Annotated in this window: 18 protein-coding genes; 12 read left to right on the forward strand and 6 right to left on the reverse strand. The window is 72.4% G+C overall.

Going from position 1 to position 25,028, the window contains the following annotated elements:
* Positions 1-21: 21 nt before the first annotated feature.
* From uca to OG702_RS29455, 3 genes are read right to left on the reverse strand one after another with little or no spacing between them, the layout of a single operon-like run.
* The gene (gene uca / locus OG702_RS29445) at positions 22-3,570 is read right to left on the reverse strand and encodes an urea carboxylase (RefSeq protein WP_327291973.1); all 3,549 of its coding nucleotides are present in this window, start codon (positions 3,568-3,570) and stop codon (positions 22-24) included.
* Complete coding sequence (locus OG702_RS29450) at positions 3,567-4,193, reverse strand: urea amidolyase associated protein UAAP2 (RefSeq protein ID WP_327291974.1); 627 nt, start codon at positions 4,191-4,193, stop codon at positions 3,567-3,569. The genes uca and OG702_RS29450 overlap by 4 nt, the downstream gene beginning before the upstream one ends.
* On the reverse strand, positions 4,193-4,987 hold the full coding sequence (locus OG702_RS29455) for an urea amidolyase associated protein UAAP1 (RefSeq protein WP_327291975.1): 795 nt from the start codon (positions 4,985-4,987) through the stop codon (positions 4,193-4,195). The genes OG702_RS29450 and OG702_RS29455 overlap by 1 nt, the downstream gene beginning before the upstream one ends.
* Positions 4,988-5,128: 141 nt before the next feature.
* Between OG702_RS29455 and OG702_RS29460 the strand changes: the two genes are divergently transcribed.
* From OG702_RS29460 to OG702_RS29470, 3 genes are read left to right on the forward strand one after another with little or no spacing between them, the layout of a single operon-like run.
* A complete protein-coding gene (locus tag OG702_RS29460; RefSeq protein WP_327291976.1) occupies positions 5,129-5,254 on the forward strand; it encodes a hypothetical protein in 126 nt (41 codons plus the stop codon).
* A 15-nt stretch (positions 5,255-5,269) separates the two neighbouring features.
* On the forward strand, positions 5,270-5,704 hold the full coding sequence (locus OG702_RS29465) for a hypothetical protein (protein ID WP_327291977.1): 435 nt from the start codon (positions 5,270-5,272) through the stop codon (positions 5,702-5,704).
* Positions 5,705-5,730: 26 nt separating this feature from the next.
* Positions 5,731-6,345: a TetR/AcrR family transcriptional regulator gene (locus OG702_RS29470; RefSeq protein WP_327291978.1), complete on the forward strand. Its 615-nt coding sequence runs from the start codon at positions 5,731-5,733 to the stop codon at positions 6,343-6,345.
* A 91-nt stretch (positions 6,346-6,436) separates the two neighbouring features.
* On the opposite strand, the gene OG702_RS29475 is transcribed toward OG702_RS29470, so the two are convergent.
* Positions 6,437-8,497 (reverse strand): alpha-L-fucosidase, encoded by a 2,061-nt coding sequence (locus OG702_RS29475; protein ID WP_327291979.1) that lies wholly within the window; start codon positions 8,495-8,497, stop codon positions 6,437-6,439.
* A 489-nt stretch (positions 8,498-8,986) separates the two neighbouring features.
* Here OG702_RS29475 and OG702_RS29480 point away from each other — a divergent pair, with 489 nt between their 5' ends.
* On the forward strand, positions 8,987-9,349 hold the full coding sequence (locus OG702_RS29480) for a hypothetical protein (protein WP_327291980.1): 363 nt from the start codon (positions 8,987-8,989) through the stop codon (positions 9,347-9,349).
* Positions 9,346-9,873, forward strand: coding sequence for a GNAT family N-acetyltransferase (locus OG702_RS29485; RefSeq protein WP_442814575.1), 528 nt, complete (start codon positions 9,346-9,348; stop codon positions 9,871-9,873). The genes OG702_RS29480 and OG702_RS29485 overlap by 4 nt, the downstream gene beginning before the upstream one ends.
* A gap of 218 nt (positions 9,874-10,091) precedes the next feature.
* Here the strand turns inward: OG702_RS29485 and OG702_RS29490 are convergent, their stop codons facing one another.
* Positions 10,092-11,648, reverse strand: coding sequence for an amino acid permease (locus tag OG702_RS29490; RefSeq protein ID WP_327291982.1), 1,557 nt, complete (start codon positions 11,646-11,648; stop codon positions 10,092-10,094).
* A gap of 315 nt (positions 11,649-11,963) precedes the next feature.
* On the opposite strand from OG702_RS29490, the gene OG702_RS29495 reads away from it, so the two are divergent.
* The 3 genes from OG702_RS29495 to OG702_RS29505 all read left to right on the forward strand — a co-directional run bounded on the left by OG702_RS29495 (position 11,964) and on the right by OG702_RS29505 (position 14,663).
* The gene (locus tag OG702_RS29495; RefSeq protein ID WP_327293424.1) at positions 11,964-12,662 is read left to right on the forward strand and encodes a PadR family transcriptional regulator; all 699 of its coding nucleotides are present in this window, start codon (positions 11,964-11,966) and stop codon (positions 12,660-12,662) included.
* Between the two features lie 190 nt (positions 12,663-12,852).
* Positions 12,853-13,887, forward strand: coding sequence for an ATP-binding cassette domain-containing protein (locus tag OG702_RS29500; RefSeq protein WP_327291983.1), 1,035 nt, complete (start codon positions 12,853-12,855; stop codon positions 13,885-13,887).
* Complete coding sequence (locus OG702_RS29505; protein WP_327291984.1) at positions 13,884-14,663, forward strand: ABC transporter permease; 780 nt, start codon at positions 13,884-13,886, stop codon at positions 14,661-14,663. The genes OG702_RS29500 and OG702_RS29505 overlap by 4 nt, the downstream gene beginning before the upstream one ends.
* 113 nt (positions 14,664-14,776) lie before the next feature.
* Here the strand turns inward: OG702_RS29505 and OG702_RS29510 are convergent, their stop codons facing one another.
* On the reverse strand, positions 14,777-15,625 hold the full coding sequence (locus OG702_RS29510) for a siderophore-interacting protein (RefSeq protein WP_327291985.1): 849 nt from the start codon (positions 15,623-15,625) through the stop codon (positions 14,777-14,779).
* A gap of 356 nt (positions 15,626-15,981) precedes the next feature.
* On the opposite strand from OG702_RS29510, the gene OG702_RS29515 reads away from it, so the two are divergent.
* The 4 genes from OG702_RS29515 (at position 15,982) to OG702_RS29530 (ending at position 24,984) form a co-directional block, all read left to right on the forward strand.
* Positions 15,982-17,631 (forward strand): cellulase family glycosylhydrolase, encoded by a 1,650-nt coding sequence (locus OG702_RS29515; RefSeq protein WP_327293425.1) that lies wholly within the window; start codon positions 15,982-15,984, stop codon positions 17,629-17,631.
* 174 nt (positions 17,632-17,805) lie between these two features.
* Positions 17,806-19,497, forward strand: a complete 1,692-nt coding sequence (locus OG702_RS29520; protein ID WP_327291986.1) for an MFS transporter — start codon at positions 17,806-17,808, stop codon at positions 19,495-19,497.
* 170 nt (positions 19,498-19,667) lie between these two features.
* A complete protein-coding gene (locus OG702_RS29525) occupies positions 19,668-20,666 on the forward strand; it encodes a helix-turn-helix transcriptional regulator (protein ID WP_327291987.1) in 999 nt (332 codons plus the stop codon).
* Positions 20,667-20,835: 169 nt separating this feature from the next.
* On the forward strand, positions 20,836-24,984 hold the full coding sequence (locus tag OG702_RS29530; RefSeq protein ID WP_327291988.1) for a carboxypeptidase regulatory-like domain-containing protein: 4,149 nt from the start codon (positions 20,836-20,838) through the stop codon (positions 24,982-24,984).
* The last annotated feature ends 44 nt before the right edge of the window (positions 24,985-25,028 follow it).

Below are 25,028 nucleotides of genomic sequence, written 5' to 3' on the forward strand. Positions count from 1 at the left end.
ACCTGCGGGCGAGGTGCCCGGTCACCCGGTACTCGCGAGAGTCAGCAGCACCGCGCCCGGGGAGACCTGGTCGCCCGGGGTGACGTGGATCGAGGCGACACGTCCCGCGACAGGAGCCGTGAGCGTCGATTCCATCTTCATCGCCTCCAGGGTGAGCACGTGCTGCCCCGCCGCGACCGTGTCGCCCACCCGGACGGCCACCCGCCAGACGCCGGCGGCGAAGGGGGCCTCGACGGCGCAGCCGCCCGGGGGGACCGGGACCGCGTCGGGCGCGGCGGACGGCGGCGCGACCGCCTCGGCCCGGGCGAACTCCCCGGCCTCCTCCCACGCGGAGCGCTCCGCGGCGAAGGCGGCGGCCTGCCGCCGCCGGAACGCGGCGATCGGCTCCGCGTTCCGCGCGAGGAACCGCTGGTGCTCGGCCAGCGCGAACTCCCCTTCCTCCACCCGCAACCGCAGCCGCCCGGCTGCCATGTCGGCCCGCAGGTCGAGGAGTTCGTCCGCGCCGACCGGGTACCACCTGATGCGGTCGAAGAAGCGCAGCAGCCACGGCTGCCGCGCGCCCGCCCGCCCCGACCAGACCTGCACGGTGCGGCCGACGAACTGGTAGCCCCCCGGCCCCTCCATGCCGTAGACGCACAGGTACGCCCCGCCGATCCCGACGGAGTTCTCCGCGGTCCAGGTGCGGGCCGGGTTGTACTTCGTCGTCACCAGCCGGTGCCGCGGGTCGAGCGGGGTGGCGACGGGCGCGCCCAAGTAGACGTCGCCCAGGCCGAGTACGAGATATTCCGCGTCGAAGACCGTGCGGTGGACGTCCTCGACGGAGTCGAGCCCGTTGATGCGCCGGATGAACTCGATGTTCCACGGGCACCAGGGCGCGTCGTCCCGGACGCCGGCCATGTAGCGGGCGATGGCCTCGCGGGTGGCGGGGTCGTCCCAGGACAGCGGCAGGTGGACCGTACGGCTGGGCACCACCAGCTGGTCGGTCGGCGGCAGCGCCTCCTCGGCCTCGCGGACCAGGTCGAGCAGCTTGCCGGTGGGCAGTTCCGCCGGGTCGACATGGATCTGCAGCGACCGGATGCCCGGTGTGAGGTCGACGACCCCCGGCAACCGCCGCGCGGCGAGGTGTTCGGCGAGGGCGTGCACCCGCATCCGCAGGGCGAGATCGAGATGCATCGGCCCGTACTCGACCAGCAGGTTGTCGTCGCCGCTGCGCCGGTAGGTCACCGCCGGCCGCGCGTCGGTCGGTTCGGCGCGTCCCAGCACGCCCCCGTCGCCGAGTACCGGCCGGGACGGCACCGGCGCGGTCGCGGGCGCCGCCCGCAGCGCCGCTGCCGCGTCCTCGGTGACCGGCACGAAGTGCACGGAGTCGCCGGGCCGCAACTGGCCCAGCTTCCACCGCTGTCCGGTGACGACGGTGGCGGGGCAGACGAAGCCGCCGAGCGACGGGCCGTCCGGACCGAGCAGTACCGGCATGTCACCGGTGTAGTCGACGGCGCCGACCGAGTAGGGCGTGTCGTGGATGTTCGACGGGTGCAGGCCCGCCTCGCCGCCGTCGCCGCGTGCCCAGCGCGGTTTGGGGCCGACCAGCCGTACGCCGGTGCGGGCCGAGTTGAAGTGGACGCTCCACGCGGCGGCGTAGAAGTCCTCGATGTCGTCCTCGGTGAAGAACTCCGGTGCCGCGTGCGGCCCTTCGACCGCGCCGATCGTCCACTCGGTGCCGATGGCGGGTCGCAGCGCATGTGGTACCGGCCGGCCCTGCGCGGTGCCGCCGCCGTGCAGCACGTCGGCAGCCCGCAGGGCGCGGCCGCCGTGGCCGCCGAACTTCCCGAGGGTGAAGGTGGCGGCGCTGCCGAGGAACGCCGGCACGTCGAGCCCGCCGGCCAGCAGCACGTACGTGCGCAGCCCGGCCTCCTGCGGCGCCCCGACGTCCAGCACGGCCCCGGCCGGCACGGTCACCGGCTCCCACTGCGGCACCGGCCGGCCGTCCACGGTGACCGGTGCGGGCGCCCCGGTGACGCACAGCGTGGTGGGGTGGCTGAAGCGCAACGCCGGTCCCTGCAAGGTGCATTCGAGCCCCGGGGCGCCCTCGGCGTTGCCGACCGCCGCGTTGCCGAGCCGGAAGGACAGGTCGTCCATCGGCCCGCAGGGCGGCACCCCGACGTGCCACAGGCCGGTCCGGGCCGGCCAGTCCTGCACGGTGGTCATGGTGCCCGCACGCACCACGTCGATCCGCCGTGAGCCGTCGGTGACGCCGTCCAGGGTGGCGGTGCTGTGGGTGACGGCCAGCAGGTCGGGGTGGGTCAGGGCGGCCCGCAGCAGTCCCAGGTTGGTCTCGATGCCGTCGATCCGGGTCGCGGCCAGCGCGCCGGCGAGCCGGGCCAGCGCCTCCGCGCGGTCGGCGCCGCGGGCGATCACCTTGGCGAGCATCGGGTCGTAGGAGGTGGTGACCTCGGTGCCGGTCTCCACCCAGGTGTCGACGCGTACGCCGGCCGGGAAGTCGACCCGGGTGAGCACCCCGGCGCTCGGGCGGTGCCCGTGCGCCGGGTCCTCCGCGTAGATCCGCGCCTCCACGGCGTGCCCGGCGGGCTCGGGCGGCTCGCCCGGCCCGGTTCCGTCCATGGCCAGCCGCAGCATCCACTCGACCAGGTCGACCCCGTGGGTCTCCTCGGTGACCGGATGCTCCACCTGGAGGCGGGTGTTGACTTCGAGGAAGTACGCCTCGGCGCGCTCGGCGTCGTAGACGAACTCCACCGTCCCCGCCGAGCGGTAGCCAACGGAGGCGCACAACGCCTGTGCGCTGGCGGCGAGTCGGCTGCGTACGGCGGCGGGCAGCCCGGGTGCGGGTGCCTCCTCAAGCACCTTCTGGTGGCGGCGCTGGAGCGAGCAGTCGCGGTCGCCGAGGGTCACCACCCGGCCGTGGCCGTCACCGAAGACCTGCACCTCCACATGCCGGGCGCGCTCCACCAGCCGTTCGAGGAAGACCCCGGCGGAGGAGAATCCGGCGGCGGCCGCGCGTTGCACCGGCTCCCAGGCGGCGGCCAGTTCGGCGGCCGAGCGGCAGGCGCGCATCCCGATGCCGCCACCGCCGCCGGTTGCCTTGAGCATCACCGGATAGCCGAGCTCTCCGGCCGCGCCCAGCGCGGCGTCCAGGTCGGGGAGCAGCCCGGTGCCGGGCAGCAGCGGCACGCCGGCCGCCTGCGCGGCCGCCCGTGCGGTGTGCTTGGCGCCGAAGACGTCGAGGTGCCGCGGCTCGGGGCCGACGAAGACCAGGCCGGCCGCCTCGCAGCGGCGGGCGAAGTCCGCGTCCTCCGAGAGGAATCCGTACCCCGGGTGGATCGCGCCCGCGCCGGTCCGCGCGGCCGCGGCGAGCACCGCGTCGACCTCCAGATAGCTGGACGCGGCGGGGGCCGGGCCCAACCGGACGGCGTCGTCGGCGAGGTGCACGTGCGGGGCGCCGCGGTCGGGGTCGGAGAAGACCGCGACGGTGCGCAGCCCCATCCGCCGGGCGGTGCGGATGATACGGGCGGCGATCTCGCCCCGGTTGGCGACCAGCAGCGTGTCGAAGGTCATCCGCGGGCCTCCACGCCGTCCGGTACGGCAGGGCCGACGACCGTCATCCGGACCGGGGTCGGGTCGAAGCCGTTGCAGGGGTTGTTGATCTGCGGGCAGTTGGAGACCAGCACCAGCACCCCGGTCTCGGCCCGCAGCGTCACTTCGAGTCCTGGCGCCGAGCGGCCGTCCACGATGCCGAGGGTGCCGTCGTCCTCGACCGGCACGTTCATGTACCAGTTGACGTTGCTGACCAGGTCGCGCTTGCCGAGCCCCCAACGGGCGCCCTCGGCAAGGAAGTTGTCGACGCAGGCGTGCTGCGACCAGGTGTGGTGGCCGTAGCGCAGGGTGTTGGACTCCTTCGAGCAGGCGCCGGCGATGGTGTCGTGGCCGCCACAGCCGTCGGCGACCACGGTCATCAGCGCGGTGTGCTCGTTGGACATCAGCACGCTGCCGGTGGTCAGGAAGAGGTTGCCCTGCGCCTGGATCGTGTCGGGGGCGCTGTAGCGCACGGCGGTGTCGGCGGCGTCGTAGACCAGGAAGTCCACCGCCTGGTTGCCGTGCAGGTCGGTGATGGTGAGCAGGCCGCCGGCGGGTATCACCGCGGACCAGGGGGCGCGTGCGGGTACGGTCGCGGCGGTCATCACAGCCCCCTGGCGGTCAGGTGCTCGGCGGTGTTCAGGAACGCCCTGCGGCCCTCCGGGGTGGCGTCCCACAGCGGGTCGTCAGGACCGGTCGGCGCCCCGGCCCTGGCCCGTACCTCCAGCGGCCCGCACACGTACGCCGGCCGCGGGTCGAGCGGGTGCGGCACGTTCGCCAGCAGTACGGTCAGCGGCTGCTCGGCCCGCAGGGTCACCGCGGTGCCGGGCCCCGCGGAACCGATGAACTCCAGCGAGCCGTCCGGGTCGACCCGCAGGCCCTGGAAGAACGACAGCGACGGTGGCAGGTCCCGCGGCGCCAACCCCTGCTTGGCCGCGGCCAGTTTGAACAGCTCGCGCCCTGCGGGGGTGCCGCCCTGCGGCGAACCGTCGCCGTAACGCGCGGTGTTGCGCGCCGCCGTCGACGTACCGCACAGGGTGTCGTGCCGGCCGCTGGTGTCCGCGATCAGCGAGGCCAGCACCCGACCCTGGTCGGACAGCAGCAGCCGCCCCGCGCCGAGGTAGGCGTTCCACTGCACCTTCACCGTGTCGGCGACGTTCAGCCGCTCCCACGGGCGGCCCTCGACGAACAGCAGCAGGTGCGCGCACGCGGTGCCTGTCGGGTCGGCGAGCCGCAACTCGGTGCCACAGGCCAGCGCTTTGTGCGTGTAGTTGCCGCCCGCCACCGTCTCGGCCCACACCAGTCCGTCCGGCGCGGGCACCTGCGGCATCGCGGGCGCGCGCTTACCGCCCTGTGCCCGGGCATGGTCCCGGGCGCCGTGCGTCGTCCCTGTCGCCACCACGGTGCACCTCCCATTTCTGTCGTCCGACAGAAATTAGGCGGCAGCGGATTCCGCCCGATTGCCCGGGTGTTGCGCCCGCGTTACCGGCCCCTCACCGGCCGCGGCCGGTGCTGGTGACGGCGGGCCGTACTCCTCCTGGTGGGCCGCTTCCGGGCCGCAGGCCGCGGCAGCACCCGCGGCCTCACCCGGCGGATGGTCCCGGACGCGATGGTCGGCCGCTACGCCGCGGCGACCCGGCTCCTCGACTTCGGCGCGAGACCCTGACGTACAGTCCTCACCATGTACATCCCAGGCTGGCGCCGATTCTTGTGGCGCTACATCGCCGGGCCCGCGGCCTTGATCGTCTGCCTCGCCCTTGCCTTCGCCACCGGGCCGCGCTGGGACGCCCACCACGGCGGGGGGCGGGCCGGCACGTGGACCGCCGCGCAGGTGCTGTGCAGCCATCACGGCTGCGGGGAGGTCGGCGACTTCCGCTCCGCTGACGGGACGGAGCACCGGGACCGGGTACAGATGGCGGGCTCCGAGAGCGCGCCGATCGGATCAGCACGGAACGCCGTGGACTCCGGCGGGGACGAGGTCTACCCACCAGGGGATCCCGGCTGGTGGCATGAGCCCGCGGGCGCGGCCGTCGCCGGCATCGTCGCCGCCGCCTGGCTCTGGACCTTCCCCGTCCGGGCTCTGCGCCGGCGCCGCGCGCATCAGGCTCCTGCCTGACATTCCGCATGTGCGACGATCACCGGATGAGTACGAGCGGACGGCGGGTCGGCCGGCCCAGGGCCCAACCGCGGCCCGACAGCGGGCTGAGCCCCAGGCAGGAGCTGCTCGCCGCGGCAGCCGAGCTCTTCACCACCCACGGCTACACCGCGACCACCACCCGGGCGGTCGCCGAACGCGCCGGCATGCGGCAGGCGTCGATGTACCACTACGTCGGCGGCAAGGAGGACCTGCTCGCCGAGCTGCTTGAAGGCACGGTCACCCCGTCCCTCGCGCTGGCCAGGACCCTGCTCGTCGACGGATCCCGGCCGGCCGAGCGGCGGTTGTGGGAGCTGTGCCGCTTCGACGTGGAGCTGCTGTGCGCCGGGCCGCACAATCTGGGCGCCCTCTACCTGCTGCCCGAGGTGCGGGCCCCGCGCTTCGCGCCCTTCCGCGCCGCGCGTGCCGACCTCAAGTCGGCCTACGCGGCGCTGCTCGCCGCGACGGAGGCGGGGGCGGCGCTTCCCCCGGACGAGTTCGCCGTCCGGGCGGACCTGCTCTTCGCGCTGATCGAGGGCGTCATCCTCATCCCCCGCCCCCCGGCTCCTGCCCTCCCCACCGCGACAGCCGACGCGGCACTCCGCCTGTCGGCAGCCTCCTGACCACCGCGCGCCCCCGGCCCCCGGTGCCCCTACCGTCGGCTCCACGGTCGGGTGCCGGTAGATCGTCGGCCGCGGTCCGGGGCGGGGGAGGTCAGGTCGGCTGGGCGGTCCACAGGAGGTTGGGGCTGTCCTGCCATGGCCACTGCTTGCACGGCGAGCCGGACGCGACCGAGCCCCCGCCGTCCAGGACGAGTCCGGTGGCGCGGTTGGCGATCGAGTACCGGCCCGTGCCGCGGTCGGTGATCAGCCACTGCTGGTTGGTGCTGCCGTTCCAGGCGGACTGGCGGGCCGGGTCGCCAGCGGTGGTCGTGCCCCAGCCGTCGGCCGCCATGCCGTTGGTGCGGTTGACCAGGCGGTAGTAGCCGGTGCCCAGGTCGATCACCTGCCACTGGAGGTTGCCGCTGTCGACGGGCGTCCACTGCTTGATGGTCGACCCGGAGGCGACGTTGCCGCCGCTGTCCAGGGCGAGGCCGTCCGTGACATTGACCAGCCGGAAGTACGTGGCGGGGTTGAACGCCACCTTCAGCGAGGCGATCGCGTCGTTGTTGCCGGTCTGCCGCAGGTCGGCGGCGTCGGCGGTGAACACCCAGGCCGTACCGGTGAAGTTGTCGCCGGAGTAGCCCGTGACACGGAAGCCGCCGGGGACGCGGAGCGAGGAGATCTGGGAGGGGCCCACGCCGGCGGCCGACAGCTGGGCGCCGGTGTAGCCCCCCAGTGGCAGCACGGCGCTGCTGCCCGCGTAGTCGGTGTCCTGGAAGACGGTCGTGCCGGCGGCGCCGGCGCCACTGCTCGCGGGCACACCGGTGACCGCGACGCACACCACGGAGTCGCTGCCGTTGGGCGCGGCGGCCGGCACGGTGACGCTGATCTGGCCGCCGCTGACGGTGTAGGCCAGCGAGGCCGACGGGTTGTTCATCAGGTAGACCCGGCTGATCGTGTTGGTGAGGGCCGGGATCTGGAGCCGGCCGTTGGTGGGCCAGTTGAAGACGTGGGCGAACAGCGTGCCGTCCTTCTTCGTGGCCCGGCCCCAGGAGGGGTCGGCCGGGTAGGGGCTTGCGGTCGTGCCGTGCACGCTGTCGCCGTAGGTCGACATCCACGAGGCGAGGCCCTGCAGGATGGTCACGGAGCCGGGGGTGACCGTACCGTCGCCCTTGGGGCCGATGTTGAGCAGGTAGTTGCCGTCCCGGGAGACGACGGTGACCAGTTCGCGGATGATGTCCGTGACGGACCGGTAGGAGTTCTCCGAGCCCGAGTTGTAGCCCCAGGCGCCGTTCATGGTGGCGCAGGTCTCCCAGGGCCGGGACAGCGGCGCCCCGGGCACGGTCTGCTCCGGGCACATGAAGTCGCCGAGGCCGAGGTTGCGTTTGACGCGCTCGTTGACGATGAGGCCGGGCTTGCGGGCGATCAGCCAGCTGTAGAGGTCGGCGCCGTCGGACTTGAGCCACCAGTCGTTCAGGGTGGGGCTGGCCGGCTCGCCGAACCAGTCGCCGTCGAACCACAGGACTGCCGGGTCGTAGCGGTCAAGCAGCTCCTGGAGCTGGGCCTTCATGTCGGCGATGTAGCCGGTGCGCGCGGCGAGCGACGACATGGTGGTGAGGCCGCCCCGGTCGGTCTGGGAGGGGTGGTTCCAGTCCAGGATGGAGTAGTAGAGCCCGAATCTGACGCCTCGCGCCTCGCACTCGGTCTTGAGCGACGCCAGCAGGTCGCCCTGGTAGGCGGTGTAGTCGTGCAGGTTGTACGCCCTGCCGCCGGTGTCGGTGAAGCCCGCGACGCCCGAGTCCCACATGGCGAAGCCCTCGTGGTGCTTGGCGGTGATCACGAGGTATTTCATCCCGGCGTTCGCGGCCAGGCTCGCGACGGTGGCGGCGTTGAAAGAGGTCGGGTTGAAGTGGGAGGACACCTGGCTCTGGTAGTTCGCCTTCGTCCAGCTCTCGTTGGTGAAGGCCCACTCGCCGTGGCCGAGGTAGGAGTAGGACCCGAAGTGGATGAACATGCCGAACCGGGCCTGGTACCACCAGTCCATCTTCGCGGGGACGGTGTACGCCTGCGCCGGCGCGGCCCGCAGGATCTGCGGGAGCCCGAACGCTACGGTGCCGCCGGCCAGCGCGACGGCTTTGACGAGGGACCTTCTGCTGATGGGGAGAGAGGACACGGGGGCGACTCCTGCGGTGGGGGTGGAGTAGCGCGGGCCTTACATCGGATGAATGTATAGACGAGAGCGCGGGAGGTGTCCAGGGGAGCGGCAAACACTGCAACGTATGGCGCTTCCTCGCGACACGGCAGCCGGTACCTCGACCCATCAGAGATCGGGTCTCTGCCCGTCTCGACCGCCGACCGCCCGCCGGCGCGTGCCCTCTTCCCTCAGAGCTGCCTGTGGACAGCAGAAGGCCCCCGGCCGCCCGCGAGGGGGGACCCGGACGGCCGGGGCCGTAGGGGGATCAGAGCCGAAGAGCTGCCCGCAGGCGACTGCCCAGGGGCTCGGCGGTGATCGTGGCGCGACCCGTTCTATGCCTCGCTGGCGCACGCTCGCCTTGCCGCAGCCCAAGCCGACCTCGGTGACCGCCAGGCCGCCCTGCGGTCCCTCGGGTACGCACAGGAGGCGCTGGCGAAGGCGCCACCGCAGGAGCCTCTGCCGAGCTGGGTGACCTTCTACGGATCCGCCGAGCTGAACGCCGTCACCGCCATCGTCAGGGACAAGATCGGGGACGCCCCGCAGGCCGAGGCCGCGTCGCATCGGGCACTGGCGAGCATCGCCCCGGAGTTCCGCCGCAACCGCGCCCTGGCCACCACACGGCTCGCCCTGACTCAGCTTCACCAGCATGAGGTTGACCAGGCGTGCGCCACGGCCTCGACGGTGTTCGTGCTGATGTCGGGTGCCCCGATTCCGGGCCGGATGCGATCTCTGCTCGGCGACTACTACCGCGACTTGATCACCCTTGGGCCGAAGGCTGCCGTCGCCCGAGAGTGGGGCGTCCGCTACCGGACCGAATGGAGCCGAGTGTGAGTGCCGACGACCTCGACGTCCGTCACTTCACGCACGACGACCTGCCGCAGATCCGCCGCACGCTCATCGACGTCCATGCGGCGGCCCAGGGCAAAGAGGCCATGCAGGGCGACGACTTCAAGAAGCGCTTCCCGTGGTTCGTGGACCACTGGGGCGGCAACCCCGGGTTCGCCTGCGTCATCGCCTGCGTCATCGCGGTCGGCTTCGCCTACGGAGCCCCGGCGGCCCCTGAGCGCGAGTGGTGGCGCGACCACCTCGACCCGGCCCCGGAGAAGCACCGCACGTTCTCCTACTCGGAGCTGGCAGTGATTCCGGAGTGGCGGAAGAAGGGCGTCGCGGACCGCCTCTCCCGCACCCTGATGGACGGGCGGGATGGGGACCTCGCGGTCCTCCTGGTGGACGTGGACCACCCCCGCGTGCAGGCTCTGTACGAGTCCTGGGGGTACCGGAAGGTCGGAGAGCGCCAGCCCTTCCCGGACTCCCCGGTGTACGCCGTGATGATCGCCGAACTGCCGCTGTCCTGACGGCTCCTGACCGTGGTCTCCCCGGCCGTACGGGCGGCGTCGTTGAACCGCGACGGGAATCGGTAGCGGTAGCGCGGGCACGCAGCCGGTCGCTGGCCCCTGTTGGCGGTGGCCCAGCGAGGATCCGCGGCAGCGCGGACAAGTCCGACGTGCGGGTGCCCGCGGAGCTGACGCTCCACGGGCTCCGCGGCCCTCGTCCGTCGGGGCGGCAGTCGGGGCTACCGGGTGGGGGACGGGAGGATCGGCGTGGACGGCGACTCCTGGGCAGGGCGGGTGCGTTGGGCCCGCAACGCTCGCCAGGAGAAGCCCAGGGCCAGGGCGGCGGCCAGGAAGAGCAGGGTGAACCACTGGAAGTACCAGTGCTTGCCCGAGGGGTCGTAGACGGCGGCCCGCGGCCAGGCGAGGTTGACGGTCATCGCCAGGCCGTAGAGGAGGGCGGCGGCGTTGACCGGGACGCCCCAGCGGCCCAGGGAGAAGACGGGGTTGCCGGACTCGTCGGTGGCGGGTGGCAGGGGGGTGCGCAGGCGGCGTAGCAGGAGGGGGCCGGTGACCATGGAGTAGGCGAGGTAGAGCATCACGATGCACGTCGTGCCGATGGCCAGCCACGCCTCGGGCGAGGCGAAGGCGATCAGCAGCAGCGTGGCCGACAGCACGCCGACGGCCAGCGCGGGGGCGGGCGGCTGGCCGGTGCGGGGGGAGACCCGGGACAGGGCGGGGGAGAAGGGCAGCGCGCTGTCGCGGGCCATCGAGAAGAGCATCCGGGTCGCCGATGTCTGGATCGCCAGCGTGGCGACCGCGACCGCGAGGGCGACGTCGCAGAGCAGGACGCGGCCGAGACCGCTGCCGAGCCGGCTGGTGAGCACGTAGGACAGGCCGTCCGTGCCGAGCCGGCCGTCGGTGAGGCTGGGCGCGGCCAGCAGCGCGGCGAGCACCAGCAGGGACGCCAGCAGCCCGGCCGCGGTCAGCGCGGTGAGGATGGTCCGCGGGGCGACCCGGCGCGGGTGCCGGGTCTCCTCGCTCATCTCGCCTGCGCTGTCGAAGCCGATCATCACGTAGGCGGCGGCGAAGGAGCCGACCAGCAGCGCTGAACCGCCGCCCCCGGTGTGCACGGTGACCGCGGGGGAGCGGTCGGCGTGGGTGAGCAGCAGGACGATGATCAGTACGGCGCCGACGATCTCCGCGGTCACCCCGATCCGGTTGACCAGCGACATGACCTTGTTGTCCAGCAGGTTCACCGCGGTGGTGAGCACCAGCAGGACGATGCCGAGCACGGCCGCGTTGGCCGCGCCGTCCGACGAGACCGGTGAGGTGTCGGTGCCGACCAGCTGGAAGCCGGACCAGACCGCGGGCAGGACGACCTGCAGCGCGAGGGCCGCCGCGGCGACGACCACGATCTGCCCGAGCACCATGATCCAGCCGGCGTACCAGCCGAAGACGGCGTTGCTCAGCCGGCTCGACCACTGGTAGATGGCGCCGGATATCGGGTAGCGGGCGGCGAGTTCGGCGAAGCACGCGGCGACCAGCAGCTGGCCGATCAGGACGGCGGGCCAGGTCCAGAAGAAGCGCGCGCCGCCGAAGGAGTAGCCGAAGGCGAAGAACTGGAAGACGGTGGTCAGGACCGAGATGAAGGAGAAGCCGGCCGCGAAGGACGCGTAGCGGCCGAGGCTGCGGTGCAGCTCCTGGCGGTAGCCGAAGTCCGCGAGTCCGGCGGTGTCCTCGCCGTTCCCGTGGTCAGGCGGTTGTGAACGGGCGTCCGATGGTGCGGTGGCGGTCATGGCCGGCCCCCCTGGTCAGGTATTCCTGTCGATCGACAGAAATTAGGGAGCCGGTGTTTCACCTGAATGACGCGGCCATGTCCGGCGCGGGCCGAAGTGCTCACGCGGTCCCGGGCGGCGCCCCGGTGATCCACGGGGCAGGCGCCGGGCGCTATACGCGATATACGCTGTCGGCGCAGATTCGCGATACATCGTGGTTGCCGGAAACCCGCACACGCGATATGTTCGGCCACGGATATACGGCGGCGAGGAACGGCTGGGGTGCGGACGACGGCGAAGCGGCGCAAGCTCTCCAACCCGCTCGCCCTGGCGGTCATGGTGCTGCTCGGCGAACGGCCCATGCACCCCTACGAGATCGCCCGGGTGCTGCGGCAACGCGGCAAGGAACACAGCATCAAGATCAACTACGGGTCGCTCTACACGGTGGTGCAGAATCTCGAGAAATACGGCTTCGTCACCGTCGCCGGCGTCCAACGGCAGGGCAACCGCCCCGAGCGCACCCTCTACGGCCTCACCGCCGAGGGCCGGGTCGAGATGCACGACTGGCTCGCCGACCTGGTCGCCGTGCCGGTGCAGGAGTATCCGGTGTTCGAGGCGGGGCTCTCGCTGATCGCGGCGCTGCACCCGGACGAGGTCGTGGAGCTGCTCACCGAACGGGCCGCCGCCCAGGAGATCCAGGCCGCAGGCCTGCGCGGGGTGCTGGCCAAGCTGGGCGCCGAACTGCCGCGGCTGTTCCTGCTGGAGACCGACTACAAGGCCCGCATGATCGAGGCGCAGGCGGCTTGGGTCCGCGATCTGCTGGCCGAGATCGCCGCGGGCACCCTGACCGGCGCCGACGAGTGGCGCAGCTGGCACGAGACCGGCGACGTACCGGAAGGGTGGCCGGAGTTGGAGGGGCAGTTCAGCGACCTCGACACGGCCGAGGCGGCGGCCGGCGAGACCGGCCGGCCGGCCGTATCAAGCCCGGCGGAGAGCCGTACCGCGGAAGGGGAGCGCCCCGGACCCACCAGCTGACCCCACAGAGCAGACCACGGCGCCCGCTGCTGCAACAGCGGACGCCGGAGCACGAACCACCGACCGGACACCCGCGGGCAGCGGACGTCGGGCGATCGAGGTGCGGCACACCCACGATAGCCCGGCTCCTCCCCGCAGGCGCTCCGGTGATCAGGCACATCCGCACGCCAGACCCCGGAGGACCACCCCTATGACCACCGCAGCGCCCGCCGTCGAAGCGGACGGGCTGATCAAGACCTACCCCGGCGGGGTGACAGCGCTCGACGGCATGGGCATCACCGTCGCCGCCGGCACCGTCTTCGGACTGCTCGGCCCCAACGGCGCCGGCAAGTCCACCACCGTCAAGATCCTCACCACCCTGGCCCGCCCCGACGCCGGCACCGCCCTGGTCACCGGGCACGACGTGCTGCGCCATCCCGACCGGGTCCGCCGTGCGATCGGCGTGGTCGCGCAGAAGTCCGGCGCCGACCCGGTCGCCACCGGCCGGGAGAACCTGCTGCTCCAGGGGCGGCTGTACGGGCACCGCGGGGCCGGGCTCGGCCGCCGGGCCGACGAGCTGCTGGAGCGTTTCGACCTGGCCGCGGCCGGCGGCCGACTGGTGCGGACGTACTCCGGCGGCATGCAGCGCCGGCTCGATGTGGCGCTCGGGCTGATGCACCGCCCGCAGGTGCTGTTCCTGGACGAGCCGACCACCGGGCTCGACCCGGAGGCGCGCACCGCGATGTGGGACGAGATATCCCGGCTGGCCGGTGACGAGGGCCTGACCATCCTGCTCACCACGCACTACCTGGAGGAGGCCGACCGGCTCGCCGAGCGGATCGCCATCGTCGACCGCGGCCGGGTGGTCGCCGAGGGCACGCCCGACGAGCTCAAGGGCGAACTGCGCGGCGACGCCGTCCACGTGGAGCTGCGCGAGACCCCGGGCGAGGTCGACGCCCATCTGCTGGCCACCGCCCTCGGCGAGTTCGCCGCGGTGCGCGAGGTGACGGTGGACGGCCGGCGGCTCAGCGCCCGCGCCGACGACGGACCCGCCGCCGTACCGCACGTGCTGAGCGTCCTCGAACAGCAGGGTGCCGCGGTCGCCTCGGTCACCGTGGCCCGGCCGTCGCTGGACGACGTCTATCTGCGGTACGCGGGACGGCGGTTCGCCGACGCGGACACCGGCGAGGGCGCGGCGGCCAAGCCGGCCGCGGTCCCGGCGGCCAGTGCGGGAGGCACCCGATGAGCACCGAGACCCTTTCCCAGACCTGGTACATGACGCAGCGCCAGCTGATGTCGATCCTGCGGCAACCGGTCTTCCTGGTCATCACCCTGGTCCAACCGGTCATCTGGCTCTTCCTGTTCGGCTCGCTGTTCAGGAAGGTGGTCGAGCTGCCGGGCTTCGGCGCCGGGTCGTATCTGGACTACCTGGTGCCCGGCGTGGTCGTGATGAGCGCGGTGTCCTCCAACATGTGGGCCGGCATGGGCACGTTGGAGGAGATCGAGCGCGGCACCCTCAACCGCTTTTTGACCACCCCGGTCAGCCGTGCCGCCCTGATGAACGCCAACGTGGTGCAGCAGGGCTGCAGTACGGCCGCCCAGTCGGTGCTGATCGTGCTGCTCGGCAAGCTCGGCGGCGCCGACTACCCGGGCGGCGTCGGCGGGTTGCTGGTGCTCCTGGTCGCGTCGGTGCTGCTCGGCACGGTGTTCGGGGCCGCCTCCAACGCGGTGGGCATGCTGGTCAGGCAGCGGGAGAGCATCATCGGCATCAACTCGTTCCTGCTGCTGCCGCTGACGTTCCTGTCCTCGGCCTTCATGGCGCCCGGCCTGATGCCCTCCTGGATGCGGCACGTCGCCGACTTCAACCCGGTCAACTGGGCTCTGGTCGCCAGCCGTTCGGCGATGTCGGCGGACCCGGACCGGGGCGACGTGCTCAGCCGCGGCGGCGGGCTGCTGGCCCTCGCGGTGGCCGCGGTGTGGCTGTCCACCCGCACCTTCCGCTCCTACCAGCAGTCCGTCTGAGCCCTCCGGACCCACGGCCGGCCACCGTCGAACCGCACGGTGACCGGCCGCGGAACGCGTGGACGCGGAGCGCACGCCGCGCAGGCACGCGGCCCACGTACAAGGCCTACGCGCTACGGCTGCTCGCCCGCCTCCTGCTCGTGCTCCACCTGCGCGTTCCACTCCCGCTTGGACGACTGCCAGCCGTCCTCGTCGGCGCCGCGCCGCCAGTAGCCCGACACCGAAAGGCGCTCGCGCGCGACACCGCGGTCCACCCGTACGTAGCGGCGCAGTTCCTTGACGAAGCCCGCCTCGCCGTGCACGAAGACCTGCACGTCGCCCGGCGGGAACTCCAGCCCGGTGACCGCCGCCACCAGCGCCTCGCCGACCGGCCGGCCGCCCCGGTGCAGCCAGGTGACCTCCACGTCGCCGCGCACCAGCAGCTTCTGCTCGTCCGCCGGGTCCGCGACCTCCACGAGGACCCTGGCCACCGCGCCGGGCGGCAGCTGCTCCACGGCCGCCGCGACGGCGGGCAGCGCGCTCTCGTCACCGGCCAGCAGGTGCCAGTCGGCCGCCGGGTCGGGGGCGTAACCGCCGCCCGGGCCGAGGAAGTAGATGCCGTCGCCGGGCCGCGCGGCCGCCGCCCACGGTCCTGCCAGGCCCTCGTCGCCATGGTGGACGAAGTCCACCGTCAGCTCGCCGGCCGCCGGGTCCCAGGCCCGCACTGTGTACGTACGCGTCCGCGGCCACTGCTCTCGGGGGAGGTCGCTGCGGACCGCTTCGAGGTCGAAGGGCTCGGGGTAGACCACGCCCTGGGGCGCGAAGAGCAGCTTGACGTAGTGGTCGGTGTAGGCGCCGATGTCGGGGCGGTCGTCCGGGTCGACCCGCAGCACCACCCGGATCATGTGCGGGGTCAGCCGCTCGGTGTGCACCACGGTGGCGCGCCGCGGTGTGGGAGTTCTGCGTGCCGGTCGGTCGGCCATGGACGAGCCCCGTTCTCTGCTTGGCTGCGATCGTGTGGACGTGCGGACGTGCCTGCGCCGTGGCGCCTCGATCGCACTTAGGTAAGCCTAACCCACGGGTCGGCGCCACCGGTTTTGCTTGCTTCACCACTTGAAGGCTGCGCGACCCCTTGACGGCCCTCGGGTGACGTCGCTTCCATACAGTTGCGAATGGGAGCGCTCCCACAGCTCTCCTGGCAACCCCTCACACCACGAGCTGAAGCGTTCCGCCCCCCACCGAGAGGAAGCGCACCGTGGTTCCCTATCCGGACGCCCGAAGTCCGCTGCGAGGCCTGACCCGGCTGCGGGTGGTGCTCGCCGCCGCCGTCGCGGCGGCGATGCTCGCGCTGCTGTCGCTGGCCGGGCAACCCCACGCCAGCGCCGCCACGGCCGCGGCCCCCGCTGCCGCGGGCAGCGGCTACTGGCACACCAGCGGCCGGCAGATCCTGGACTCCGCCAACCAGCCGGTGCGTATCGCGGGCATCAACTGGTTCGGCTTCGAGACCAGCAACGACGTGGTGCACGGCCTCTGGTCGCGCGACTACAAGAGCATGATCGACCAGATGAAGACGCTGGGCTACAACACCATCCGGCTGCCGTACAGCGACGACATCTTCAAGCCGGGCACGATGCCGAACAGCATCAACTTCTACAACATGAACACCGACCTGCAGGGCCTCAACTCCCTCCAGGTGATGGACAAGATCGTCGGCTACGCGGGCTCGATCGGCCTGCGGGTGATCCTCGACCGGCACCGCCCGGACGCCGGCGGCCAGTCCGCGCTGTGGTACACCAGCAGCGTCCCCGAGACGACCTGGATCACCAACCTCAAGGCGCTGGCGACCCGTTACCAGGGCAACCCCGCCGTCGTCGGCATCGACCTGCACAACGAGCCGCACGACCCCGCCTGCTGGGGCTGCGGCGACACCACGGTCGACTGGCGGCTCGCGGCCGAACGGGCGGGGAACGCGGTCCTGGGCGTCAATCCCAACCTGCTGATCTTCGTCGAGGGCATCCAGACCTTCAACGGCACCTCGGGATGGTGGGGCGGCAACCTGATGGGCGCCGGGCAGTACCCGGTGCGGCTCAACGTGGCCAACCGGCTGGTCTATTCGGCCCACGACTACGCCACCAGCGTCGCCCAGCAGACCTGGTTCACCGACCCGTCCTTCCCGGCGAACATGCCGGCGATCTGGGACAAATACTGGGGCTACCTGTTCAAGCAGAACATCGCCCCGGTGTGGGTCGGCGAGTTCGGCACCACCCTGCAGTCCACCGTCGACCAGCAGTGGCTCAAGGCCCTGGTCAGCTACCTGCTGCCCACCTCCGGCAACGGCGGTGACAGCTTCAGCTGGACCTTCTGGTCGTGGAATCCGGACTCCGGCGACACCGGCGGCATCCTGAAGGACGACTGGCAGAGCGTCGACACCGTCAAGGACGGCTACCTGAGCAGCATCAAGGCCCCGACCTTCGGCGGCACCGGCTCCTCGGGCGGCACGTCGTCGGGCACCTCCTCCGGCACGTCCTCCGGCACCACCGCCGGTACGACCACGGGTACGTCCTCCGGCACCACCGCCGGTACGACGACGGGTACGTCGTCCGGCACCAGTAGCGGCACCTCCAGCGGTACGAGCACCGGTACGTCGTCCGGTACGACGTCGGGCGGCACCACCGGGGGCACCGGCAGCAGCGGTTGCACCGCGGCCCTGCACCTGGACAACCAGTGGGACGCCGGCTTCACCGCCACCGTGACCGTCACCGCGGGCAGTGCGGCCATCCACGGCTGGACCGTGACCTGGGCCTGGCCTGGCAGCCAGAAGGAGACCAGCGCCTGGAGTGCCGACGTCAGCCAGTCCGGCAGCGGCGTGACGGCGAAGAACCTGTCCTACAACGGTGCCGTCGCGGCCACGGCGTCCACCAGCTTCGGCCTCCAGGGCACCGCGTCCGGCAGCTTCACCGTGCCGACGCTGACCTGCGTCGCGAGCTGACACCCTCCGCACACACCACTGCGGTATCACGCCGGCGGGCTCCCAGCGGGGGGCCCGCCGGCGGCCGTGTGAATGACCTCGTGCAGACCCCTAGGCATACCGACTGGTCGGTACTAGCCTCTGGCCACACTCCGTCACTCCACCCGGTTTTCCCGCACCTCCAGGAGGAGCCGCATGTCGGCCACACCGACGTCATTCGACGCCAACAGACCCGGACCACAGGCCGCGGGCGACTCGCGCACCGTGCTGCAGCGGCTCTACCGCCGCGACCTGGGCGCGTACCCCGCCACCGGGCCCCGGCTGGCGTATCTGGCCATCGTGGTGGTCACCACGGTCGTGCTCTACTACATGCTCTACGTCCAGTACGCGGTCGCCACGTCGATCATCACCCACTTCGACATGACCTACCGCTACTTCGTGTGGGTCTCGGTGATCGGCAACGCCGTCGGCGCCTTCGCCTCGCTGGTGGCCGGGCTCGCCGACCGCTGGGGCCGGGCCAACATGGTGGTCTACGGCCTGCTGATCGCCTCGCTGCTGGTCTTCTTCGGGCTGCCGAACGCCGGCAGCAAGGCCGTGTATCTGGTGCTGTTCGCGCTGGTCAGCATCGTCGAGGGCATCGTTCTCGTGGCCACTCCCGCGCTGATCAGGGACTTCTCCCCGCAGCTCGGCAGAGCCACCGCGATGGGCGCCTGGACGATGGGCCCGGTCGTCGGCAGCCTGGTCGTCACCACCGTCACCAGCCAGACCCTGGACACCTCCAGTTGGCAGGACGAGGTGCGCTACTCCGGGATCGCCGGCCTGGTGGTCTTCGTGGTGGCGATCTTCGCGCTGCGCGAGCTGTCGCCCGGCCTGCGCGACCAGATCATGGTGAGCCTGCGGGACCGCGCGCTGGTCGAGGCCCGCGCCAAGGGCATCGACCCGCAGGCCGCCCGGCGCGGTGAGTGGCGGCAGATGCTGCGCCTGGACATCGCGGGCTCCGGCCTGGCCATCGCGCTCTTCCTGCTGCTCTACTTCGCCGCGGTCGGCAACTTCGTCGTCTACTTCGCCACCACCTACGGCTACAGCGAGCAGCGGGCCAACGCGCTCGCCAACTGGTACTGGGCCGCCAACGCCATCGCCCTGGTGGTGGTCGGCCTGCTGTCCGACCGGCTCAAGGTGCGCAAGCCGTTCATGATCATCGGAGCGGTCGGCTCGATCGTGATGACCGCGGTCTTCGCCACCCGGGCCACCCATCCGACCACCGACTACTACACCTTCGCCTGGCTCTTCGTCGGTATCGGCATCTTCAGCGGGGTGGCCTACGGCCCGTGGATGGCCGGCTTCACCGAGACGGTGGAGAAGCACAACCCGGCCGCCACCGCGACCGGGCTCGCGGTGTGGGGCTGGACGATACGCATCGTGGTGGCCGTCTCCGCGGCCTTCATCCCGGTGCTGGTCACCGCGGTGACGCCGCTGGTCGACCACGGCCCGCAGGTCACCGCAGCGCAGGCGCAGGCGGCGCCGGCGCTCAAGATCGTCGGTGCGCACCCGGACATCTTCGCTGAGCTCGGCAAGTACCCGGCGGGCAAGGCGCCGGCGGACGTCACCGCGCGGGCGGTGCAGGAGGTCGGCCCCGCCGACCTCATGACCGTGCAGAAGGCGCAGCCGCAGCTGGCGGTGCTGCAGAAGTACGGCACGAAGGTGCAGAAGGCCGCGCACGACGGGCCCGGGCAGTGGCGCACCTGGTGGTGGATCTGCGTCGGGGGCCAGGTGCTCTTCCTGCCCTTCGTCTTCCTGATGGCCGGCCGCTGGAGCCCGGCCCGCGCCCGCGAGGACGCCGCCGCCCACCAGGCCGCGGTGGACCGCGAACTCGCCTCCCTGACCTGACCCCACCCGCGCTCGGGGCGGCCCCGGTGTCCCCGGGACCGCCGCGAGCAGGTGGCCGCTCGCGCGGTTCTCCGCGGGCCTGACCCGCTGGGGCGCGGGGAACGGCGTGACGGCCGGGTGTGCGGAAACCGGCCGTCACCGCGACGCACCAAGCACTACAGTGCCCTGGCATGACCGAACGGCCGTTTGAGGCCCTGGGATTGAGCCCGGACGCGGACCGGGCGTATTCGCTGCTGGTGTCCGCCCGCGGTGTCGGCACCGCAGAACTGGCGCGCCAGTTGGGCGTGCCGGCGGAGCGGGGGCAGGCGACCTGCGGGGAGTTGGCGGCCCGGGGGCTGGCCCGCCGCGGCCGGGACGGGCGGTGGTATCCCGTCCCGCCGCACGCCGGATTCCGGCCGCTGCTGTCGCGCGCGCAGGAACAGCTGCGGCTCGGCGCGGAGTTACTCGACCGGCTCGACGCCGAGTACCAGCGGGTCCACCAGGGCCACCGCGCCGACGAGGTCGTGCAGGTGGTGGCCGGCCGGGCCGCGATCCGGCGCCGGGTCGAGGACTTCCGCGGTTCGGCCCGGCAGGAGATCGCCTCGTTCGTGCCGGGTCCCGCGGTGGCGCCGCGCGACCCGCTGCCCGGCGGCGTGCGGCGGCGGGTGGTGTTCGAGCGGGCCGGGCTCGAAGCGGCCGGGGCCTTCGGGCCGCCGCCGGCCGACCCGCTGATGTCGGCCAGGGTGGCGGGCCGGCTGCCGGCCAGGCTCGGTATCGCCGACCGCGAGGTCGCCCTGCTGCCGCCGGCCACCGAGGACGACGCCGACCCGGTGATGCTCGTGGTGCTGCCGAGCCCGCTGCTCGACACGCTGACCGCGCTGTTCGACGCGGTGTGGGCGGGCGGCGTCCCGCTGGTACGCCGCCCGGACGCCCAGCAGCCGCGCAGCGCCCTGCGGTCGCGGATCCTGGCGATGCTGGTGAGCGGCAGCACCGACGCGGCGATGGCCCGCTCGCTCGGCGTGGCGGTGCGCACCGTGCAGCGGCACGTCGCCGCGATGCAGCGCGAGGCCGGCGTCGACAACCGCATCCAGCTGGTGTGGCACGCCGCCAGGCACGGCTGGCTCGACGACCTGCCGGGCGAGTTACCCGGCGGCCGGCCCGGCGGAAGCGCACGCCGGCCGTCCGGATGACGGGAAGGCGACTCCGCCCAGCGGGACCCCCGGTGTCAGGTATTCGACAAGGGTTTGACGAATCCTTGGTGCTTGTGTGGCACAGGTATACGCCAGCGGTCTGATCGACCGTGACCACCGCGGCGTGAGGCCGCCGCGGCGCGGTCCCACTGCCCCCAGGGAGAACCCCTTGCGCATACCCGTTCCCAGACGCAGCCGCCGCACCGCCGGTGTGGTGGCCTCCCTCGCGTCGGCCGCACTCGCCGTCGTGGGCCTGCAACTGCCCACCGCCGCCCCGGCTGCCGCTGCGCCTTCCCACCGACCGGACGTCGTACGCCAGTGCGCCGACGCCAAGCCGGGGCAGTTCTCCTGCTTCGCGCTGCGCAGGACCGACGTTCCGGCCAGGGCGGGTGTCCAGCCGCACGCGACCACCCCGGACGGCTTCGGCGCCACCGATCTGCAGAGCGCGTACGCACTGCCGCCGGACGGCGGCGCGGGACAGACCGTGGCCATCGTGGACGCCTACGACGACCCGACCGCGGAAGCCGACCTGGCGGTCTACCGCCAGCAGTACGGGCTGCCGGAGTGCAGCACCGCCAACGGCTGCTTCAGCAAGGTCAGCCAGCGCGGCGGCAGTGACCTGCCTGACCCCGACCCCGACTGGGCGGGCGAGATCTCCCTCGACCTCGACATGGTGTCGGCGGCCGCCCCCAACGCCCACATCCTGCTGGTCGAGGCCGACTCATCGTTCTTCGACGACCTGGGCGCCGCGGTGGACCAGGCGGTCGAGCTGGGTGCGAAGTACGTCTCCAACTCCTACGGGACGCAGTACGACAGCACTCCCGGCAGCGGTGAGGACCCGTCCGAAGCCACCAGCATGGACCCGTACTACAACCACCCGGGCGTCGCGGTCGTCGCGTCGACCGGCGACGACGGCTACGGCGTGAGCTACCCCGCCGTCTCGCCGTACGTCACGGCGGTCGGCGGCACCGCGCTCACCCGGGACTCCGGCACCTCCCGCGGCTGGAGCGAGTCGGTGTGGAACAACTCCCACGGCGGCCCCGGCTCGGGCTGCTCGCTCTACGAGCCCAAGCCCGCCTTCCAGACCGACACCGCCTGCGACAAGCGCGCCGAGGCCGACGTGGCCGCGGTCGCCGACCCGGTCACCGGCGTCGCGGTCTACCAGACCTACGGCAACGACGGCTGGGCGGTCTACGGCGGCACCAGCGCCTCGTCCCCGCTCATCGCGGGCGTCTACGCCTCGGCCGGCACCCCCGGCGACGGCACGTACCCCAACGCCTACCCGTACGCCAAGCCCGGGTCGCTCAACGACGTGACCGACGGCGACAACGGCTCGTGCAGCCCCGACGCCCTGTGCACCGCGGGCACCGGCTGGGACGGCCCGACCGGCCTGGGTACGCCCAACGGTCTCGCCGCCTTCACCAGCGGACCGCACGGGGTCTTCACCGGCACCGTCACCGACCACGCCGGCGGCGCCCCGATCGCCGGCGCCACCGTCAAGGCCGGCGACCACAGCGCCGTGACCGCCGCCGACGGCACCTACAGCCTGGACGTACCGCCCGGCAGCTACGACCTGACCGCCGCCGCGTACGGCTACGCCACCGCCACCGTGGCCTCGGTCGACCTCGCCGACGGCGCCACCGTCACCGAGTCCTTCGCCCTCGACGCGGTGCCGACGAAGACCGTCTCCGGGCGGGTCAACGACGGTTCCGGCCACGGCTGGCCGCTCTACGCCACCATCACCGCGGACGGCGTCCCCGGCGGTCCGGTCTTCACCGACCCGGTGACCGGCGCGTACACCCTGACGCTGCCGCAGAACGCCTCCTACACGCTGCACATCGCGGCCAACTACCCCGGCTACCAGACGGTGACCAAGACCGTCCAGGTCGCCGCGGCCGACCAGCGGCTCAACGTGGCCGTCCCGGTGGACGGTTCGTCCAGCGACGCACCCGGCTACGCGGTGCACCTGGACGGCAGCACCGAGCCCTTCACCTCCACCACCGGCCCGCCGGACGGCTGGAGCGTCGACAACGCCGAGGGCACCACCGGCGGTTGGTCCTTCGACGACGCCGGAGCCCGCGGCAACCGGACCGGCGGCAGCGGCGGTTTCGCCATCATCGACAGCGACACCATCGGTCAGGACCTGGACCAGGACAGCTCGCTGCTCTCGCCGTCCTACGACCTGAGCGGCCAGGCCACCCCGATCCTCGGCTTCGACACCGACTACAAGTCCTTCTCCAACTCCACCGCGGACGTGGACGTCTCCGCGGACGGCGGCACCACCTGGGACACGGTGTGGGAGCACACCACCACCTCGGTGGCCGGCCCCGCGCACGTCGAGATCCCGCTGACCGACTACGCGGGCAAGAGCGACGTGCGGCTGCGCTTCCACTACACCGGCAGCTGGGCCTACTGGTGGCAGCTGGACAACGTCTTCGTCGGCAAGCGCAGTTACGACCCGGTGCCCGGCGGCCTGGTGGTCGGCAACGTCACCGACGCCAACACCAAGGCCGGCGTCAACGGCGCCACCGTCACCAGCACCGACCAGCCCGCCGACCACGCCACCACCAGCGCCACCCCCGACGACCCGAACCTGGGCGACGGCTTCTACTGGACCTTCTCGCACCTCACCGGAAAGCACCCGCTGAGCGCGGCGGCCTCGCACTACACCTCGGCCTCCGCGACCGCCGACATCCCGCCCGACGGCACCGTCCGGCGGAACCTCACCCTCAAGGCCGGGCAGCTCAAGGTCACGCCGGCCGCGATCGACAAGACCGTCGCCTGGGGCAAGAGCGCGACCCAGAAACTGACGGTGAAGAACACCGGTACCGCCCCGGCGACTTTGACCCTGGGCGAGAACCCGGGCGGCGTCGTCGTGGCGAAGGCCGGCGCCCCGCTCAACCTCATCAAGGGCCACTACTCGCCGCTGTCGCTCGCCGCGCACGGCGCGAAGGCCGGCGCCACCTCCAAGGCCGCACCCGCGGCCGACCCCGCCGCCGGTGACGCCTGGCAGCCGGTGCCGGACCTGCCGGTCGCCGTCGGCGACAACGCGGCCGTCAGCTACCAGGGCACCGTCTACTCGGCGTTCGGCTACACCGGGGTCGACGACACCAGCGACCTGTACGCGTACAGCGCGGACAGCGGCGCCTGGACGAAGCTCGCCTCCGCCGCCGACACCCGCGAGGCGCCGGCCCGCGGCGTCATCAACGGCAAGATCTACGCGGCGGGCGGCTGGGGAGCCAGCGGCAGCCCCGACGCCAAGCTGGAGATCTACGACATCGCCACCAACACCTGGAGCACCGGGGCGAGTTCACCCAAGCCCTACGCGGGCGCCGGCAGCGCGGTGCTGGACGGCAAGCTGTACTCGGTCGGCGGCTGCACCGCGGACGCCTGCGGCACCACGGACGTGACGGCCTACGACCCGGCCACCAACACCTGGTCCAGCGCCGCCGCCTACCCCGAGGACGTGGCCTGGGAGTCCTGCGGCGCCGTCAGCGGCAAGCTCTACTGCGCCGGCGGCACCACCGACGCCAGCAGCATCACGCACGGCTACGTCTACGACCCGGCGGCCGACAGCTGGTCGCCGATCGCCGACCAGCCCACCGACGCGTGGGGCGCGGCCTACACCGCCGCCAACGGGCTGCTGCTGGTCAAGGGGGGCGCGGTGAACGCGGGCGCCGCCATCACCAACCAGACCTGGGCCTACCAGCCCGACGACAACACCTGGACGGCGCTGCCCAACGCCACCGCCTCCCTCTACCGCGGCGGCGGCGCCACCGGCTTCTACTCCGTCGGCGGCCTCGCCGGCCAGGTCCCCGCGAAGACCGCGGAAGTCCTGCCCGGCTACGACCAGACCGACACCGCCGACGTCGGGTGGCTGAGCGAGAGCCCCGAGACGGTCACCGTGCAGCCCGGCGCCAGCGCGACCGTCACGGTCACGCTCGACGCCTCGGCGCCGGAGATCAGCCAGCCCGGCACGTACACCGCCTCGCTCGGACTCGGCTCGGACACGCCGTACCCGCTCGCACCGGTGAGCGTCTCCCTCACCGTCAAGCCGCCGGCCACCTGGGGCAAGATCACCGGCACGGTGTCCGCCGCCGGTGCCCCGCTGACCGGCGCCACGGTCCAGATCAACACCTGGGCGACCCACTACACCCTCAAGACCGACAAGGACGGCACCTACGCGCTCTGGCTCGACGTGCGCAACAACCCGCTGCAGCTGATCGTCGCGAAGGACGGCTACCAGCCGACGACGACGACGATCCGCATCACCAAGGCGGCGACGACCACGGCGAACTTCACCCTCCTGAAGGACTAGCGCATCTCCGCCGGCCCGCCCCGGGACAGTCCCGGGGCGGGCCG

Origin of the sequence: Streptomyces sp. NBC_01198, from assembly GCF_036010485.1 — a bacterium.
Classification (GTDB): Bacteria; Actinomycetota; Actinomycetes; order Streptomycetales; family Streptomycetaceae; genus Actinacidiphila.

Bases quoted from the DNA above. Each gene is read 5' to 3' on its own strand.
- OG702_RS29490 (WP_327291982.1), bottom strand. From the start codon at position 11,648: ATGACCGCCACCGCACCATCGGACGCCCGTTCACAACCGCCTGACCAC.
- OG702_RS29470 (WP_327291978.1), top strand. From the start codon at position 5,731: ATGAGTACGAGCGGACGGCGGGTCGGCCGGCCCAGGGCCCAACCGCGG.
- OG702_RS29465 (WP_327291977.1), top strand. From the start codon at position 5,270: ATGTACATCCCAGGCTGGCGCCGATTCTTGTGGCGCTACATCGCCGGG.
- OG702_RS29495 (WP_327293424.1), top strand. From the start codon at position 11,964: ATGGTGCTGCTCGGCGAACGGCCCATGCACCCCTACGAGATCGCCCGG.
- OG702_RS29505 (WP_327291984.1), top strand. From the start codon at position 13,884: ATGAGCACCGAGACCCTTTCCCAGACCTGGTACATGACGCAGCGCCAG.
- OG702_RS29500 (WP_327291983.1), top strand. From the start codon at position 12,853: ATGACCACCGCAGCGCCCGCCGTCGAAGCGGACGGGCTGATCAAGACC.
- OG702_RS29510 (WP_327291985.1), bottom strand. From the start codon at position 15,625: ATGGCCGACCGACCGGCACGCAGAACTCCCACACCGCGGCGCGCCACC.
- uca (WP_327291973.1), bottom strand. From the start codon at position 3,570: ATGACCTTCGACACGCTGCTGGTCGCCAACCGGGGCGAGATCGCCGCC.
- OG702_RS29515 (WP_327293425.1), top strand. From the start codon at position 15,982: ATGCTCGCGCTGCTGTCGCTGGCCGGGCAACCCCACGCCAGCGCCGCC.
- OG702_RS29525 (WP_327291987.1), top strand. From the start codon at position 19,668: ATGACCGAACGGCCGTTTGAGGCCCTGGGATTGAGCCCGGACGCGGAC.
- OG702_RS29450 (WP_327291974.1), bottom strand. From the start codon at position 4,193: ATGACCGCCGCGACCGTACCCGCACGCGCCCCCTGGTCCGCGGTGATA.
- OG702_RS29520 (WP_327291986.1), top strand. From the start codon at position 17,806: ATGTCGGCCACACCGACGTCATTCGACGCCAACAGACCCGGACCACAG.